This is a genomic window from Pseudomonas hefeiensis (assembly GCF_030687835.1).
GTDB lineage: Bacteria > Pseudomonadota > Gammaproteobacteria > Pseudomonadales > Pseudomonadaceae > Aquipseudomonas > Aquipseudomonas hefeiensis.
This window is the reverse complement of the sequence record NZ_CP117449.1, coordinates 5,496,366-5,512,647: the sequence shown is the minus strand read 5'-3', so window position 1 is coordinate 5,512,647 and position 16,282 is coordinate 5,496,366. Positions and strand designations below refer to the sequence as shown.

The 16,282-nt window shown below is 59.6% G+C and carries 12 protein-coding genes and 4 pseudogenes; 10 read left to right on the top strand and 6 right to left on the bottom strand.

Going from position 1 to position 16,282, the window contains the following annotated elements; genetic code table 11:
* Window positions 1-241 precede the first annotated feature (241 nt).
* The 3 genes and pseudogenes from PSH57_RS24860 to PSH57_RS24850 all read left to right on the top strand — a co-directional run bounded on the left by PSH57_RS24860 (window position 242) and on the right by PSH57_RS24850 (window position 2,880).
* Window positions 242-1,682, top strand: a pseudogene (locus PSH57_RS24860) (cytochrome ubiquinol oxidase subunit I).
* Between the two features lie 3 nt (window positions 1,683-1,685).
* Window positions 1,686-2,694: pseudogene (gene cydB / locus PSH57_RS24855) on the top strand (cytochrome d ubiquinol oxidase subunit II).
* Window positions 2,695-2,715: 21 nt separating this feature from the next.
* Window positions 2,716-2,880: a DUF2474 domain-containing protein gene (locus PSH57_RS24850; RefSeq protein ID WP_076386412.1), complete on the top strand. Its 165-nt coding sequence runs from the start codon at window positions 2,716-2,718 to the stop codon at window positions 2,878-2,880.
* 21 nt (window positions 2,881-2,901) lie between these two features.
* Here the strand turns inward: PSH57_RS24850 and PSH57_RS24845 are convergent, their stop codons facing one another.
* Together PSH57_RS24845 and PSH57_RS24840 are read right to left on the bottom strand one after the other, a co-directional pair.
* The gene (locus PSH57_RS24845; protein WP_305385979.1) at window positions 2,902-4,041 is read right to left on the bottom strand and encodes a methyltransferase; all 1,140 of its coding nucleotides are present in this window, start codon (window positions 4,039-4,041) and stop codon (window positions 2,902-2,904) included.
* A gap of 181 nt (window positions 4,042-4,222) precedes the next feature.
* Window positions 4,223-4,936: an autoinducer binding domain-containing protein gene (locus PSH57_RS24840; protein WP_305385978.1), complete on the bottom strand. Its 714-nt coding sequence runs from the start codon at window positions 4,934-4,936 to the stop codon at window positions 4,223-4,225.
* 289 nt (window positions 4,937-5,225) lie between these two features.
* On the opposite strand from PSH57_RS24840, the gene PSH57_RS24835 reads away from it, so the two are divergent.
* On the top strand, window positions 5,226-6,002 hold the full coding sequence (locus tag PSH57_RS24835) for a ferredoxin--NADP reductase (protein ID WP_305385977.1): 777 nt from the start codon (window positions 5,226-5,228) through the stop codon (window positions 6,000-6,002).
* A 55-nt stretch (window positions 6,003-6,057) separates the two neighbouring features.
* Here the strand turns inward: PSH57_RS24835 and mscL are convergent, their stop codons facing one another.
* Window positions 6,058-6,471 carry a large-conductance mechanosensitive channel protein MscL gene (gene mscL, locus PSH57_RS24830; protein ID WP_047229580.1) on the bottom strand — a complete coding sequence of 138 codons (414 nt, stop codon included), beginning with the start codon at window positions 6,469-6,471 and terminating at the stop codon, window positions 6,058-6,060.
* 282 nt (window positions 6,472-6,753) lie between these two features.
* Here mscL and katB point away from each other — a divergent pair, with 282 nt between their 5' ends.
* The 3 genes from katB to radA all read left to right on the top strand — a co-directional run bounded on the left by katB (window position 6,754) and on the right by radA (window position 10,559).
* Window positions 6,754-8,295, top strand: a complete 1,542-nt coding sequence (gene katB / locus PSH57_RS24825; RefSeq protein WP_305385976.1) for a catalase KatB — start codon at window positions 6,754-6,756, stop codon at window positions 8,293-8,295.
* A gap of 148 nt (window positions 8,296-8,443) precedes the next feature.
* Window positions 8,444-8,995 (top strand): ankyrin repeat domain-containing protein, encoded by a 552-nt coding sequence (locus PSH57_RS24820; protein ID WP_422766055.1) that lies wholly within the window; start codon window positions 8,444-8,446, stop codon window positions 8,993-8,995.
* Between the two features lie 196 nt (window positions 8,996-9,191).
* Window positions 9,192-10,559, top strand: a complete 1,368-nt coding sequence (gene radA, locus PSH57_RS24815; protein ID WP_305385975.1) for a DNA repair protein RadA — start codon at window positions 9,192-9,194, stop codon at window positions 10,557-10,559.
* Between the two features lie 145 nt (window positions 10,560-10,704).
* On the opposite strand, the pseudogene PSH57_RS24810 reads toward radA, so the two are convergent.
* A pseudogene (locus PSH57_RS24810) lies at window positions 10,705-11,084 on the bottom strand (PilZ domain-containing protein).
* Window positions 11,085-11,247: 163 nt separating this feature from the next.
* Here PSH57_RS24810 and PSH57_RS24805 point away from each other — a divergent pair.
* The 3 genes and pseudogenes from PSH57_RS24805 to yjiA all read left to right on the top strand — a co-directional run bounded on the left by PSH57_RS24805 (window position 11,248) and on the right by yjiA (window position 14,794).
* Window positions 11,248-13,313, top strand: a pseudogene (locus PSH57_RS24805) (carbon starvation CstA family protein).
* A gap of 16 nt (window positions 13,314-13,329) precedes the next feature.
* Window positions 13,330-13,527, top strand: a complete 198-nt coding sequence (locus PSH57_RS24800; RefSeq protein ID WP_047230563.1) for a YbdD/YjiX family protein — start codon at window positions 13,330-13,332, stop codon at window positions 13,525-13,527.
* A 298-nt stretch (window positions 13,528-13,825) separates the two neighbouring features.
* On the top strand, window positions 13,826-14,794 hold the full coding sequence (gene yjiA, locus PSH57_RS24795) for a GTPase (protein ID WP_305385972.1): 969 nt from the start codon (window positions 13,826-13,828) through the stop codon (window positions 14,792-14,794).
* On the opposite strand, the gene PSH57_RS24790 is transcribed toward yjiA, so the two are convergent.
* Together PSH57_RS24790 and PSH57_RS24785 are read right to left on the bottom strand one after the other, a co-directional pair.
* Window positions 14,786-15,505, bottom strand: a complete 720-nt coding sequence (locus PSH57_RS24790; protein ID WP_305385971.1) for a GntR family transcriptional regulator — start codon at window positions 15,503-15,505, stop codon at window positions 14,786-14,788. The genes yjiA and PSH57_RS24790 overlap by 9 nt on opposite strands.
* Before the next feature lie 22 nt (window positions 15,506-15,527).
* Window positions 15,528-16,232 carry a FadR/GntR family transcriptional regulator gene (locus PSH57_RS24785; RefSeq protein ID WP_305385970.1) on the bottom strand — a complete coding sequence of 235 codons (705 nt, stop codon included), beginning with the start codon at window positions 16,230-16,232 and terminating at the stop codon, window positions 15,528-15,530.
* Between the last annotated feature and the right edge of the window lie 50 nt (window positions 16,233-16,282).

Below are 16,282 nucleotides of genomic sequence, written 5' to 3'. Positions count from 1 at the left end.
TGAGGCAACCTGTCACGCGACAAAAGACCACGCCGTCCATCGGCCATAATGCGACTACTCTTTGAACATTGCTTGATCCAGGTCAATACCCTCCGGGGCCTTGGGCTGGGGCCATCCGGCCACGTTCCTGCGTTGTGACGGTTTAAAAAAAGAACGATTTGAAAAGCATCGCACTCCATATCCCTGGAGGTTGCGATGCAAGCCCCGCCCGCAGCCGGTTTTACCTGACAGAGGAAGACTTATGTTCGGTTTGGAGGCGCTCGATCTCGCCCGAATCCAGTTCGCGTTCACCATCTCGTTCCATATCCTGTTCCCGGCCATCACCATCGGCCTGGCGAGTTACCTGGCGGTACTCGAGGGCTTGTGGCTCAAGACTCGCGACGACACCTACCGCGACCTGTACCACTTCTGGTCGAAGATATTTGCCGTCAACTTCGGCATGGGGGTGGTATCCGGATTGGTCATGGCCTATCAGTTCGGCACCAACTGGAGTCGTTTCTCTGACTTCGCCGGCGCGGTCACCGGGCCGCTGCTGACCTACGAGGTGCTCACGGCGTTCTTCCTCGAAGCGGGTTTCCTCGGCGTGATGCTGTTCGGTTGGAACCGCGTCGGGCGCGGCCTGCATTTCTTTTCCACGGTCATGGTGGCGATCGGTACGCTGATCTCGACGTTCTGGATCCTGGCCTCCAACAGTTGGATGCAGACCCCGCAGGGCTACGAAATCATTGATGGCCGGGTCATTCCTGTCGACTGGCTGGCGGTGGTGTTCAACCCCTCGTTCCCTTATCGGCTGCTGCACATGTCGACGGCGGCGTTCGTCGCTACGGCGTTCTTTGTCGGCTCGTCGGCGGCCTGGCACTTGCTGCGTGGCCGCGATACCCCGGCCATTCGCCGCATGCTGTCGATGGCGATGTGGATGGCATTGCTGGTGGCACCGATACAAGCGGTCATCGGCGACTTCCATGGCCTCAACACCCTCAAGCACCAACCGGCGAAGATTGCGGCCATCGAAGGCCACTGGGAAAACGTCGGCAATGAACCTACCCCGCTGATCCTGTTTGGCTGGCCGGACATGCAGGCGGAAAAAACCCGGTTCGCCGTGGAAATCCCCTACTTGGGCAGCCTGATCCTGACCCACAGCCTGGACAAACAGGTACCGGCCCTCAAGGAGTTCCCACCTGAAGACCGACCGAATTCGACCATCGTGTTCTGGTCGTTCCGGATCATGGTGGGCCTGGGACTGCTGATGATTTTCACCGGCTTGTGCAGTCTCTGGCTGCGCCGCAATGACCGGCTCTACCAGTCCCGACCCTTTCTTTACATGGTGCTGTGGATGGGGCCGTCCGGCCTGATTGCGATCCTGGCGGGCTGGTTCACCACCGAGATCGGCCGTCAGCCCTGGGTGGTCTACGGCTTGATGCGCACGGCCGATGCTTCGTCCGGCCACAGTTTTGCGCAGATGAGTATCACCCTGGTGTTGTTCGTCGTGGTGTATTTTCGCGCTGTTCGGTGCGGGCCTGAGCTACATGATGCGCCTGGTGCGCAAAGGGCCGGAAGCCCATGAGGACGAGCCGGCCGATGGTGGCCCTGGTCAGAAACGTACCCCGGCCCGTCCATTGTCGGCCGCCGACGATGGCGACGACGAAGTGGACCATAACGACAGCTCGCTTAAGGGGAATTGAGTCATGGGTATTGATCTTCCGCTGATCTGGGCCGTGGTCATCATCTTCGGCATCATGATGTACGTGATCATGGATGGCTTTGACCTGGGAATCGGCAATTCTCTTCCCCTTCATCAAGGGCGAGCGTGACCGCGACGTGATGATGAACACCGTGGCGCCGGTCTGGGACGGTAACGAAACCTGGCTGGTGCTGGGCGGCGCGGGCCTGTTCGGAGCGTTTCCGCTGGCTTATTCAGTGGTGCTTTCGGCGCTGTACCTGCCGTTGATCCTGATGCTCATCGGCCTGATCTTCCGCGGCGTGGCCTTTGAGTTTCGCTTCAAGGCCAAGGCTGACAAGCGCCATCTGTGGGACAAGGCGTTCATCGGCGGCTCCCTGACGGCCACCTTCTTCCAGGGGGTAGCGCTGGGCGCGTTCATCGATGGCTTCGAAGTGGTCGATCGCCAGTTCGCCGGCGGCTCCCTGGACTGGTTCACACCGTTCACAGTCTTCTGTGGCCTGGCGTTGATCGCCGCCTACGCCTTGCTCGGCTGCACCTGGCTGATCATGAAAACCGAAGGCAAGTTGCAGGAGCAGATGCACAACCTGGCCAGGCCGCTGGCGTTCGGGGTACTGGCGGTGATCGGTATCGTCAGCATCTGGACCCCGCTGGCCCACGCCGATATCGCGGCGCGCTGGTTTACCCTACCGAACCTGTTCTGGTTCCTGCCGGTGCCGATCCTGGTGCTGGTGACGATGTACGGGTTGTTCCGCGCGGTGGCCCGCAATGCCAATTACACGCCGTTCATCCTTACCCTGGTGCTGATCTTCCTCGGTTACAGCGGTTTGGGTATCAGCTTGTGGCCGAACATCGTGCCGCCGTCCATCTCCATCTGGGATGCGGCGTCACCGCCCCAGAGCCAAGGGTTCATGCTGGTCGGGACGCTGTTCATCATTCCTTTGATCCTGGTGTACACCTTCTGGAGCTATTACGTGTTCCGCGGCAAGGTGACCCACGACGACGGCTACCATTGATTGACCAGCGAGGCATTGAAAATGGCCAAGCCTGATTTGAAAGACATCGAAGCGGCTGAAAAGAAGCCGCTCTGGCAGCGGCTTGGCTGGCTGGCGCTGATCTGGGCCGGCAGTGTGCTGGCGCTGTTTATCGTCGCCAGCCTGATGCGGATGTTCATGAACGCCGCAGGACTGACTACCCACTGACGCTTGCGGGGCAGGGTTAGGTTATTTGCGGGCCTTGAGGATGACGAATTTCGGGGTCGCCGCCACTTGTTCGACACCCCGGAACAACCGCGCCAGTTTGCTGTGGTAGCCCAGGTGCCGATTGCCGACGATGTACAGCGCGCCGCCGACCACCAGCGCTTCGCGCGCCTGCTGAAACATCCGCCAGGCCAGGAAGTCGCCCACCACCTGCTGTTGGTGGAAGGGCGGATTACACAGCACCACGTCCAATGACTGCGCCTCTTGCCCGGCCAGGCCATCCCCGGCCCGTATTGTCACCTCGCGCTCACCCAGGGCGGCGCGCCAGTTCTCGGCGGCCGACTGCACGGCCATGTACGACTCATCCACCAAGGTGTAGCGGGCCTCGGGATTCTGCAGGGCGCTGGCGATTGCCAGAACACCGTTGCCGCACCCCAGGTCCGCGACGCGGGCGGTGCCCAGGTTCTTTGGCAGATGCGGCAGAAATGCTCGGGTGCCAATGTCCAGGCCTTCGCGACAGAACACGTTGGCGTGGTTAAGCAATTCGATCTTCGGTTCTTCCAGCCAATAGCGAGTGGGGTAGGGCGATACGGCCGGTACGCGGTTTTGTGGCCAGAGCGCTTCTGGCGTGGCGATCAACAACCGGGCTTTTTTCACTGCCAGCGAGGCCTGCACCGGGCCAACGTAGCGCTCCAACAGGTCGCCGGCGGCCCGGGGCAGATGCTTGACCATCGCTGCGGCAATCACCTGGGCGTCGGGGGCTAATTGGCCTTGCAGGCGAATCAGTTGTTCTTCCAGCAGGGCCAGGGTTTTCGGCACTTTGATCAGGACGCGGTCGAACGGTCCGGTCAACGGTTCACTCGCCGGCAAGGTCGACACCGCATCGAAGGGCAGGCCGTTGCGCACCAGGTTTTTCTCCAGCGCGTGCAAGGCCAGGTACGAGTCGCTGCTGCTGATGACGTCAACCTTGCCGGCAAGGCTCGCCGCCAGGGCACCAAAGCTGTCATTGAGGACCAGGACCCGGGTATCGGCGAGGGGCTGTTGTTCGGCCAGATACGCGAGCAGGTATTCATCGGCCGCGTCGAAGGCTTGCAGCGGCTCATTCTGCTGTTCGGGCTGGCGGATCAGGTCAAGTTGAGCGAAGGGACTGTCGAGCAAGGGCATGGCTGGGACTCTGGAGATCAACGAATGTCCCGCTGCCCCGGGGCAGGTGTCTCAGCGGGACCGCCTGAATGAACTACGTCGCGTGCTTGGCGCGTCATCACTCAAGTGGAGCCGTAAATGGTACGTTTTTTTGCCAGGCATTACTCGCGGGTTTTTCAGCTAGGTAACAGCGCCGCACGGTTCAGATCACATGGATGTGGGCCGCCTTGGCTACCGCTGAGATTTTGTTGTTGACGTTCAGCTTTCGCATGCAACTGCACACATGGAAGTTCACGGTGCGCTCGGAGAGACAGAGGATTCTGCCCACTTCCGAGGCCGTCTTGCCTTCGGCCGACCACCTCAATACTTCAATCTCTCTGGGTGATAAATGACATTTTTGTGTGGTCGCGGCAGCGTCAGCCAGTTTTTTGCTGGCCAGCGCATGCAGTCTTTGACTGGCGAAAATGGCGTAGCCGAGATTTGCGTAGTGCTCCTCAATATCGATGGGGCAATGAGTCCGAGCCAGACTGAAAAGGCTGCAATGTGCCCCCTGTTCATCATGAACGGCCTGGGTCCAGCCATATTTAAGTCCCTGTCGATTAAGGTCCCGCCACAACTTGGGGGCCTGAGCAAAAACAGTTTCATCCCACAAAATAGGAAGCGGTGATTGATTGCAATGTGCTACTAATGGATCGTTCGACGCATAGCCGTTCTGTTCATAAAGTTTGTCCCATCCATAAGGATAGTTATTAAGATTTACCTTGTTGGTGTGCCTGTCGGGGCTTCCGAGATAGGCTGAAAATGCGCAATATTCAAATCCCTGATTGTTAAAGAAATTCAGAACCAGACGATAGGCCGTCTGTAAGTCTTTTTCACAGGATAGCTTCCTCAATAGCAAGTCCTTCCACTTGTCCATCGCTCTCTCCTGGGTTGAGTTTGTCCATGCGGATCCAATCCATGATGCGAATTTTTAGTGTAGGACTATTCTTAATTTGCAGTGAGTTTTTTTTGTTTGTTTACAGTTTGGAATGTTTAAGAAATAAACTATCGAATTTGTTTTTACAGTAATTGTAGCTTTGTATAAGTCTGGTAGAGGATAGGGGCGGCGACGGGGACGCTAGTGGCTAAAGTGCCACTATTTGCTGTCAGTGGTGAAGGGGCTCACTTTGCGGGACACTGTAAGTCTTGTCTCATTGGAGTGGCTCATGATCGACAGCTCAGAGAAATTCACCTGTCAAACCTTGCTCGATGTGCAGCCAGTGACACCTCACTTGTTTACATTGCGTACCACGCGGGACCGCGGTTTTCGTTTTCAGGCGGGTCAATTTGCCCGGTTGGGGGTCGCAAAAGCCGATGGCACCATCGTTTGGCGAGCGTATTCCATGGTGTCTTCGCCGTTCGATGAATTCCTTGAGTTTTTTTCCATTGTCGTACCGGAGGGCGAGTTCACCAGCGAACTTAGTCGGTTGCAGCCAGGCGATAGCTTGCTGGTGGATCGCCAGGCCTTTGGCTACCTGACGCTTGATCGCTTTGTTGACGGGCGCGATTTGTGGCTGCTGTCCACGGGCACGGGCGTCGCGCCGTTTCTCTCGATTCTCCAGGATTTCGAAGTCTGGGAAAAATTCGAGAGGATCATCCTGGTGTACAGCGTCCGCGAGGCGCAGGAGTTGGCGTATCAGGATCTGATCAAAGGGTTGACCCAGCGCGACTACCTGGCCGAGTACGCTCATAAGTTTCGGTTTATCGCGACGGTCACCCGTGAGCAGCACCCTGGTGCGCTCAGCGGACGAATCACGACGCTGATCGAAACTGGCGAGCTGGAAAGGGCGGCTGACACCGGGCTGACGCCGGAACATTCGCGGGTGATGTTGTGCGGTAATCCGCAGATGATTGATGACACGCGCAAGCTGCTCAAAGCCAGGGGCCTGCAACTGAGTCTCACCCGTCGGCCAGGTCAGGTGGCGGTGGAAAACTACTGGTAGAAAATGCGCCTGTGGCGAGGAGATAAATTCCACGCCATAGGCGGCGAAGTGTGAGTCAGGGCCTCTCGTTCTGGGCCTTGAGCAGGTCGCGAATTTCGCTCAGCAACAGTTCTTCCTTGGTCGGAACCGGTGGAGCGCTGGGGGCAACGGCTTCTTCGCGCTTGAGGCGGTTGATGGCCTTGACGCCCATGAAAATGGCGAACGCCACAATGATGAAATCAATGGTGCTTTGAATGAATTTGCCATAGGCCAATACCACCGCAGGCGCATCGCCTTGTGCCGCCTTGAGGGTGATGGCCAGGTCGCTGAAGTCCACCCCGCCGATCAAAAGGCCGATCGGAGGCATGATGACGTCGCCAACGAATGACGAAACGATTTTGCCGAAAGCTGCACCGATGATGATCCCGACGGCCATGTCGACGACATTGCCTTTGACCGCGAAGGCCTTGAACTCGTTAATCACGCCCATGAGTTGTTCCTTGTGACAGATGAAGTGGATGGTGGCAGTGTAAATCAGCCAAACGCGTCCTGCTCGAAACGCCTGCTTACAAAGCTTCAGTTATCGACTCGGGCCAAGGGGAAAAGTTTACAAAGTGCCATCAATCGCGCGTGATACGCGGTCCCGAGCCGATTCCCCACAAGTAATTTTCTATCGGATCGGTGCGGCATTTCTATTTAGGTTTTTCTTTTTCGAGCACTAGCCTCTGCAGGGCGCACATGGATGCGCTCTATAACACCAGAGGAAACGCCTATGAACATTTCCCTTGGCGGCGGGACTTTTTCCCATCGCCGTGCCTTTTTTGTGCTCACCGCCAGCCTGCTGTCCTTGTCCGTCAACGCGGCCACCCTGACCCGCGATAACGGTGCGGTCGTGGGCGACAACCAGAATTCGCAAACAGCCGGTCCCAACGGGCCGACCTTGTTGCAAGATGTGCAACTGATCCAGAAGCTCCAGCGCTTCGACCGCGAGCGCATCCCCGAGCGCGTGGTGCATGCAAGAGGGACTGGCGCTCATGGCACCTTTACGGTCACCGACGACCTCAGTGACCTGACCAAGGCCAAAGTCTTCGCCGCTGGCCAGGCCACGCCGGTGTTCGTGCGTTTTTCTGCCGTTGTGCATGGCAACCATTCACCGGAAACCCTGCGCGACCCCCGTGGTTTTGCCACCAAGTTCTACACGGCCGAGGGTAACTGGGATCTGGTGGGTAATAACTTCCCGACCTTCTTCATTCGCGATGCCATCAAGTTTCCAGACATGGTCCATGCCTTCAAACCCGATCCACGGACCAACCTGGACGATGACGCCCGCCGTTTCGATTTCTTTTCACATGTGCCCGAAGCAACACGCACGCTGACCGAGTTGTATTCCAATTCCGGTACGCCAGCCAGTTATCGTGAAATGGACGGGAACGGTGTACATGCCTACAAGTTGGTGAACGCAAAGGGTGACGTTCACTACGTCAAGTTTCATTGGAAAAGTTTGCAGGGCCTGAAAAATCTCGATCCGAAAGAAGTTGTGAACGTTCAGGGACAAGATTACAGCCATATGACTAACGATCTGGTGAGTCATATTAATAAGGGCGATTTTCCGAAATGGGACTTGTACGTTCAGGTGCTGAACCCGCAGGACCTTTCCACGTTTGATTTCGATCCTCTGGACGCGACCAAAATCTGGCCAGGTGTGCCTGAACGCAAAGTCGGGCAAATGGTTTTGAACCGTAACCCTGCGAATGTTTTCCAGGAAACCGAACAGGTGGCGATGGCGCCGGCCAATCTTGTTCCGGGTATCGAGCCTTCGGAAGATCGTCTGTTGCAGGGGCGAGTGTTCTCCTATGCCGATACGCAAATGTATCGAGTGGGGCCCAACGCGCTTCAGTTGCCCATCAATGCGCCGAAGGTGGCGGTCAACAATGGCAACCAGGACGGCGCGATGAATTCGGGCAGCACCAGCACCGGCGTGAACTATCAGCCGAGCCGTCTGATGCCTCGTCAGGAACAGCCAACGGCACGCTACAGCCAGGCCGCGCTGACCGGCAGTACCCAGCAGGCGAAGATTCAGCGTGAGCAGAACTTCAAGCAAGCCGGTGACCTGTACCGCTCGTTCAACCAGAAAGAGCGCAATGACCTGATCGAAAGCTTCGGTGGGTCATTGGCGACCACTGATGACGAGAGCAAACACATCATCCTGTCGTTCCTCTACAAGGCTGACGCTGATTACGGCACTGGCGTGGCCCGTGTCGCCAAAGGTGATCTGGCCCGGGTCAAGGCGCTGGCGGAAAAGCTGAGCGACTGATCCACAGCCTGGCAAGTGCATCACCCGTGGGAGCAAAGCTTGCTCGCGAAGCAGGCGCTGCGGTCTGAAACCTGACCGAGTCGTCTGCATCGCGGGCAAGCCATGCTCCCACAACCTTGCCTCTACAGCCTTGCGCCAAGGAGACGTCATGCTGCGTAACTTGCTGTTTTCGATGCTCGCAACCTGGTCATTGAGCGTATGGGCCGATCAGCCCGTGCCCACCGACCCGGCTGCTGTACAAGAGCAGTTGCAAACCTATTATTTCGACGCCGCCCGCCAAGGCGACGGGCCGATGCTCGAGACCTTCATTGAGGCCGGTTACTCGCTCAACACTCAGGACGAAAAAGGCTACACCGCGCTGATTCTGGCGGCGTATCACGGCCATGGTGCTGCGGTGGAACGGCTGCTGGCCGCTGGCGCCGATGCCTGTATCCAGGACAACCGTGGTAACACGGCGCTGATGGGTGCCATTTTCAAGGGCCAAGTGCAGATCGCGCGTCGTTTGTTGTCCACCGATTGCAACCCGGACCAGCGCAACGGCGCCGGGCAGACCGCTGCGATGTACGCCGGCCTGTTCAAACGTGTCGAGTTGCTCGATGCCTTGGCGGCCAAGGGGGCGGACCTGCAGGCCCAGGATCCGTTGGGCAATACCGCAGCGAACCTGGTCAACGGTGAAATCAGAATGCCGGCCCCGCGCTAGTGGCCTGTGTGGCCAGTTCTGTCAGCCCAACTTCGGTGCCAGAAGCCCATATCCTGCGTTGCTGTTCCTCGCCATAGCGGGCTATGACTCGTCACAGCGCCTTGGCTATGAACTTCTGGCATCCGAATTTGAGCTAACGAACTGGCCGTACAGGCCACCGACTGGGCTATCATCGCGTTTTTATCCCGGAGTTCAGATGGCCAAGGCAAAGCGCATGTATGGCTGCACCGAGTGCGGTTCGACCTTCCCCAAATGGGCCGGCCAGTGCAGTGAGTGCGGTGCCTGGAACACCTTGACCGAAACCATGGTGGAGAGTGGCGGTGCAGCGGCCCCCACTGGTCGCACGGGTTGGGCCGGTCAGCAGGCGCAAATCAAGACCCTGGCTGAAGTCAGCGTCGAGGAAATTCCGCGTTTTTCCACCGCCTCCGGCGAGCTGGACCGCGTATTGGGCGGTGGCCTGGTGGACGGTTCGGTCGTGCTGATTGGCGGGGATCCGGGCATCGGCAAGTCCACCATCCTGCTGCAAACCTTGTGCAGCCTGGCCACGCGCATGCCGGCGTTGTACGTCACTGGCGAGGAATCCCAGCAGCAAGTCGCCATGCGCGCTCGGCGTCTGGGGCTGCCCCAGGATCAACTGCGGGTCATGACCGAGACGTGCATCGAAACCATCATCGCCACGGCCCGCCTGGAAAAACCCAAGGTCATGGTGATCGACTCGATCCAGACGATTTTCACCGAACAACTGCAATCGGCGCCGGGCGGGGTGTCCCAGGTGCGTGAAAGCGCGGCATTGCTGGTGCGCTACGCCAAGCAGAGTGGCACGGCGATTTTCCTGGTGGGCCATGTCACCAAGGAAGGCGCGCTGGCAGGCCCGCGGGTGCTGGAGCACATGGTTGATACCGTGTTGTATTTCGAGGGCGAATCCGACGGTCGCCTACGGTTGTTGCGGGCCGTGAAGAATCGCTTCGGCGCCGTCAACGAACTGGGTGTGTTCGGCATGACCGACAGGGGCTTGAAAGAAGTCTCGAACCCTTCGGCGATTTTTCTCACGCGCGCCCAGGAAGAAGTGCCGGGCAGCGTGGTCATGGCGACCTGGGAAGGCACCCGGCCGATGTTGGTGGAGGTGCAGGCGCTGGTGGATGACAGCCATTTGGCGAACCCGCGTCGGGTCACCTTGGGGCTGGATCAGAATCGGCTCGCCATGCTGCTGGCCGTCCTGCATCGACACGGTGGTATTCCTACCCACGATCAGGATGTTTTCCTCAACGTGGTGGGCGGCGTCAAAGTGTTGGAAACCGCGTCTGACCTGGCGTTGATGGCGGCGGTCATGTCCAGCCTGCGCAATCGGCCGCTGCCCCATGATCTGCTGGTGTTCGGTGAAGTGGGGTTGTCGGGGGAAGTCCGGCCGGTGCCCAGTGGGCAGGAGCGACTCAAGGAAGCGGCCAAGCACGGCTTCAAACGGGCCATTGTGCCCAAGGGCAACGCGCCGAAGGAGGCGCCTGCCGGATTACAGATCATTGCCGTGACACGCCTGGAACAGGCGCTGGATGCGTTGTTCGAATAACGCTGGCAATGGTGAAAGGGGTTTATGTGGGAGCAAAGCTTGCTCGCGATGCAGACGACTCGATTTTGAAGGGCCGCGTCGCCGCCATCGCGGGCAAGCCTTGCTCCCACATCGATCCTCTCGCCACAGAGGACCCGCGGCGTATTTAAATCTGGATCAACGCCGCCAATTCCCGCTCCAGCTCAGCCTGGTCGGCGAGGTTCAACTCCACCAGCCGGCGCAGATGGGCGATCGAGTCCAGGTCGATATGCTCGCAGACAAAGCCCAGGTGGCCGTGGTCGTCGTGGGTCAACCGAACCTCCATCCGCACTTCCACGTCACTTCCACGTCGTTGCTCAGGTGAATATCAGCTACGAAAGTGTCTTCGGGATTGCCAAGCCAGGGCTCGGGCTTTTTGATCAGCAGGCCCTTGAGAGACAGGTCCAGCAGATCGACCGGCCAAGTCAATTTGTCCTCGCCCTCGCCCTGACTCAGCTCGGTCCGGGCATGGAACTCGATTCGTACGAAGCGGCGGCGTTCGCTCATTACGTATTCCTTTCTGGAGATTGATTGACTATAGACCCAACTGGCGCGCCATTGTCACCGTTCGGCCGGCGACAGACGAACGTCGCAGGGGTGGCCTTTGTGTGTCCGTTAGCGCTAAACTCCGTTGGCTGTCTTTCTTGTCCACCCTGGCCGGAATATAAAAATGACAAACAATAATAGCCTGCTGCGCCACATACCCTGGCTACTGCTGGCCGTCGTAGGAGCGAGCGCCCTGGGCGTTGTGGCATTGCGTCGGGGGGAGGCGATCAACGCCCTCTGGATCGTCGTCGCAGCCGTGGCCATCTACCTGGTCGCCTACCGCTACTACAGCCTGTTCATCGCCAATAACGTGATGCAACTCGATGCGCGCCGGGCCACCCCCGCCGTGCTCAACAACGATGGCCTGGACTTTGTCCCGACCAACAAACACATCCTTTTCGGCCACCACTTCGCGGCCATTGCCGGTGCCGGGCCGCTGGTCGGGCCGGTGCTGGCGGCGCAGATGGGCTACCTGCCCGGTACGCTCTGGCTGATCGCCGGGGTGGTGCTGGCCGGTGCCGTGCAGGACTTCATGGTCCTGTTCCTGTCCACCCGTCGCAACGGTCGCTCTTTGGGCGACATGGTCCGTGAAGAGATGGGCCGCGTCCCCGGCACCATCGCGCTGTTTGGTTGCTTCCTGATCATGATCATCATCCTCGCGGTGCTGGCGCTGATCGTGGTCAAGGCCCTGGCCGAGAGCCCGTGGGGGATCTTCACGGTGATGGCGACCATCCCGATCGCGATGTTCATGGGCATCTACATGCGCTACATCCGCCCGGGCCGCATCGGTGAAATCTCGCTCATCGGCGTGCTGTTGCTGCTGGGCTCGATCTGGCTCGGCGGACAAGTGGCCGCCGACCCGGTCTGGGCCGAGGCCTTCACGTTCACCGGTGTGCAAATCACCTGGATGCTGATCGGCTACGGTTTCGTTGCCGCCGTGTTGCCGATTGGCTGATCCTGGCGCCGCGCGATTACCTGTCCACCTTCTTGAAGATCGGCACCATCGTCGCCCTGGCGATCGGCATTCTGGTCACCATGCCCGAGCTGAAAATGCCGGCACTGACCCAGTTCACCGACGGCACGGGGCCGGTGTGGAAGGGCGGGCTGTTTCCGTTCCTGTTCATCACCATCGCCTGTGGCGCGGTCTCGGGTTTCCACGCACTGATCTCTTCGGGCACTACGCCGAAGATGCTCGATAACGAAGTCAACGCCCGCTACATCGGTTACGGCGGCATGCTGATGGAGTCGTTCGTGGCGATCATGGCGATGGTGGCCGCTTCGGTGATCGAGCCGGGCGTGTACTTCGCCATGAACAGTCCGGCGGCGATCGTCGGCAGCGATGTGGTGAGCGTGGCGCAGACCGTCAGCAGTTGGGGCTTTGCAATCACCCCCGAAGCACTGCAGGCGGTGGCCAATGACATCGGCGAGACCACCGTGCTGGCCCGTGCCGGCGGGGCGCCAACGCTGGCGGTGGGGATCGCGCAGATCCTGCATTCGGTGCTGCCGGGTGAGAACACCATGGCGTTCTGGTACCACTTCGCGATCCTGTTCGAAGCGCTGTTCATCCTCACCGCGGTAGACGCCGGCACCCGTGCCGGGCGCTTCATGTTGCAGGATTTGCTCGGTTCCTTCGTGCCGGCCCTCAAGCGCACCGAATCCTGGGCCGCCAACCTGATCGCCACCGCCGGCTGCGTGGCGATGTGGGGTTACCTGTTGTACCAGGGCGTGATCGATCCGCTGGGCGGCATCAACACCTTGTGGCCGCTGTTCGGCATCTCCAACCAGATGCTGGCCGGTATCGCCCTGATGCTCGGCACCGTGGTACTGATCAAGATGAAGCGCCAGCGCTACGTCTGGGTGACCATGCTGCCGGCGGTCTGGCTGTTGATCTGCACCACCACGGCGGGCCTGATCAAGCTGTTCGATGCTAACCCGGCGATCGGCTTCCTGGCCCTGGCGCGCAAATACAACGATGCCCTGGCCGCCGGCCAGATCCTGGCCCCGGCCAAGAGCATCGAGCAGATGCAGCATGTGGTGTACAACGCCTACACCAACGCAACGCTGACGGTGTTGTTCCTGCTGGTGGTCTTCAGCATCCTGTTCTACGCGCTCAAGGTCGGTATCGCCGCCTGGGGTCACAAGGAACGCACGGATAAAGAAGCGCCCTTCCAGGCCCTGCCGGACGCCTGAATAGAGGATTGCAACGATGTTCAATGACTTGAGTCGCCTCGGTAAATACCTCGGTCAGGCCGCCCGCCTGATGGTCGGCATGCCCGACTACGACAACTACGTCGAGCACATGCAAAGCAAACACCCGGACAAACCGCTGATGGACTACGAGGCGTTCTTCCGCGAACGCCAGGAAGCCCGTTACGGCGGCAAGGCGGGGCCCAAGTGCTGTTGAAGCACCGCTTGGGTTGAGGTACCCCCTGTGGGAGCGGGCTTGCTCGCGAAGGCGTCGGGTCAGTCGCCATTGATGTGGCTGACACACCGCTTTCGCGAGCAAGCCCGCTCCCACAGTTGTTTTGGGGGGGGCTCGGGATTCGGAAACACCACCGATCCCCTTGTGGGAGCGAGCCTGCTCGCGATGGCGTCAGGTCAGCAGCATTGATGTTTGCTGATCCATCGCTTTCGCGAGCAGTTTGCCTCGCCTCCACATGGGTTTTGTGCTCTTCTTTTAATTTCGCAACAGGAGAATCACGTTGTCCTCTCCCATCCCGGTCACCATCCTCAGCGGCTTCCTCGGCGCTGGCAAGACCACGCTTTTGCGTCATTTGCTCAAGGCCGAGCACGGCCTGAAAATCGCCGTGATCGAGAATGAATTCAGCGATGCCGGCATCGATACCCAGCTATTGGGCGATGAGCCGGTGCAAGTCATGACCCTGGCCAATGGCTGTGTGTGCTGCACCATTCACACTGACTTGACCAAAGCCCTTTACCTGCTCCTCGAACGGCTGGACAGCGGCGAAATAGCCTTCGATCGCCTGGTGATCGAATGCACCGGTCTGGCCGATCCGGCCCCTGTGGCTCAGACATTTTTTATCGATGAGGACCTGCGCGAGCGTTACATCCTCGACGGTATCCTGACCCTGGTGGACGCCGCTCATGCCGAGATCCACCTGACCCAGGCCATCGCCCAGGCCCAGGTCGGGTTTGCCGACCGTCTGCTGCTGAGCAAGACCGATCTGGTGGACCCAGACCATGTCCAAGCCCTTGGCGAACGTCTGACGCGCATCAACCGACGGGCGCCGATCCGGGTGGTGGAACACGGCAAAATCGATCTGGCCGAACTGCTCGACATTCGCGGCTTCAATCTCAACGCAGACTTGGGAGCGGGGTTCAGTCTGCGACCGGTGGGCAAGGCAACCGCCGGGGACCGCATCAGCAGTCTCGTGCTTCGCACCGATAAACCGCTGGAGATCGACAAGCTCAGCGAGTTCATGAACCAGTTGCTGGAAGAGCACGGCAAGCAGTTGCTGCGCTACAAGGGGGTGCTGAATATCGCGGGCGAATCCCGTCGACTGGTGTTCCAGGGCGTACTCAAACTGTACGGTTTTGATTGGGACACCGAATGGGCGCCAGACGAAGCCCGGGAGAGCGTCATTGTGTTCATCGCCGACGAGTTGCCTGAAGAGAAGATTCGCGCAGGCTTCGAAGCCGCGCTACTTTGACGTCCCGGTGCCTGCGGCCATCAGTAGCTTTTGCTCAAGATGGTCCAGGTGCTCGCTCATCAGTTGCAACGCCTCATCAACGTTGCCACGTTCTATCGCGTCTACGATCGCCAAGTGCTCCTGCCAGGCGCAATGCCTGCGGGACTTGATCTCGTGGCGCGCCAGGGCCAGCGAGGTTAATGGCACGAGGCTGCCGAGAAACTGCGCCAACGGCCCATTGCCGGCCATGGTTGCCAATTGCAGGTGAAACTCACCGGACAGGCGAATCGCCGGGCCGCGTTCACCGCGATCCAGGCACTGGCGCTCGCGCTCTACCAGCTCCCGCAGACGCTGTAGATCCTTGGGCTGGGGCGCCTTGCAAGCCAGGCGCACGAGGGTTTGTTCGGTCAGGCGTCGCGCGTGCAGAATCTGCCGGGTCTGCTCCAGGTCCGGTGCCGCCACTTGCGGCCGATGGTTGGGCCGCAGGATGACGACTTGCTGGTGGGACAGGCGCGCCAGGACTCGGCGAATGATGCTGCGGCTGACACCGAACACATCCCCCAGGCTTTCCTCGGTGAAACGACTGGCCGGAGCAATACGTTGTTCAAGGATGGCGTCGAAGATCCGCGGGTAGATATCGTCTACCGACGGTTTGCCAATCCGACCGGGCAGCGACAGGGACGCGAGCACGTTGCGCTCAGGCTGATGTGGGTGGGGCATGAGGTTGTTCATGGCAGTCTCCGCAGGCCGTGGCTCAAGTGCCGAGGTTGTCGTCCGGGATATTCAGTTCGATGCCCATGCGCTGGCCTTCCCTGAGAATATGCCGGCGCATTTCGCTGCTGGCCTGGGCGCTGTTCTTGCCGCGGATGGCGCGCACCACAGCTTCGTTTTCCTCCAGGCGTTCGGCCAGGTGCTGGGGTGAATTGCGCAACACATCGGCGCTTTGCTTGAGAGCGTTGCTGGTCTGCTGGACCACGTTTTGAAAAATCGGGTTGGACGTCAAGGCAAACAGCTCTTCGTGGAAGGCGATGTAGGCGTTGGCGCAGGCGTCGCTGTCGCTGGCCTCCAACGCTTCGCGCATGTCCATGAGCGTCAGGCGCAACTGGCCGACCTCCTTGCTACTGATGGACTGTGCCACCAGGCCGACGATGAAAGGCTCCAGGGTGTAGCGCAGTTGCAGCACGTCCTCCAGACTCGCGCCAGCCATGGCGCTGCCTTCACTGGCGGTGTCGGCGAAGTTGGCCTCCAGCACCACGACACCCTTGCCGGGCATCGAACGCACCAGCCCCAGGGTTTCCAGGACAATCACCGCTTCACGCAGGCTTGGTCGGCTGATGCCCAATTGCTCGGCCAGTTCCCGTTGGCCGGGCAGCATGTCGCCCGAGCGCCATTGGCCCCGGGCGAGGGCGGCACGTAGTTTCTCCACCACGGAGTTGACGACGGTTGATGAACTGATCACTTGTTACTCCTCGAAAATCAATCAGGCGGTGCCGGTTCGCGGGCCGGCAC

Excerpts from the sequence above, each read along its gene's own strand:
- PSH57_RS24850 (WP_076386412.1), top strand. The coding sequence starts at position 2,716 with ATGGCCAAGCCTGATTTGAAAGACATCGAAGCGGCTGAAAAGAAGCCG.
- PSH57_RS24845 (WP_305385979.1), bottom strand. The coding sequence starts at position 4,041 with ATGCCCTTGCTCGACAGTCCCTTCGCTCAACTTGACCTGATCCGCCAG.
- PSH57_RS24840 (WP_305385978.1), bottom strand. The coding sequence starts at position 4,936 with ATGGACAAGTGGAAGGACTTGCTATTGAGGAAGCTATCCTGTGAAAAA.
- PSH57_RS24835 (WP_305385977.1), top strand. The coding sequence starts at position 5,226 with ATGATCGACAGCTCAGAGAAATTCACCTGTCAAACCTTGCTCGATGTG.
- mscL (WP_047229580.1), bottom strand. The coding sequence starts at position 6,471 with ATGGGCGTGATTAACGAGTTCAAGGCCTTCGCGGTCAAAGGCAATGTC.
- katB (WP_305385976.1), top strand. The coding sequence starts at position 6,754 with ATGAACATTTCCCTTGGCGGCGGGACTTTTTCCCATCGCCGTGCCTTT.
- PSH57_RS24820 (WP_422766055.1), top strand. The coding sequence starts at position 8,444 with ATGCTGCGTAACTTGCTGTTTTCGATGCTCGCAACCTGGTCATTGAGC.
- radA (WP_305385975.1), top strand. The coding sequence starts at position 9,192 with ATGGCCAAGGCAAAGCGCATGTATGGCTGCACCGAGTGCGGTTCGACC.
- PSH57_RS24800 (WP_047230563.1), top strand. The coding sequence starts at position 13,330 with ATGTTCAATGACTTGAGTCGCCTCGGTAAATACCTCGGTCAGGCCGCC.
- PSH57_RS24790 (WP_305385971.1), bottom strand. The coding sequence starts at position 15,505 with ATGAACAACCTCATGCCCCACCCACATCAGCCTGAGCGCAACGTGCTC.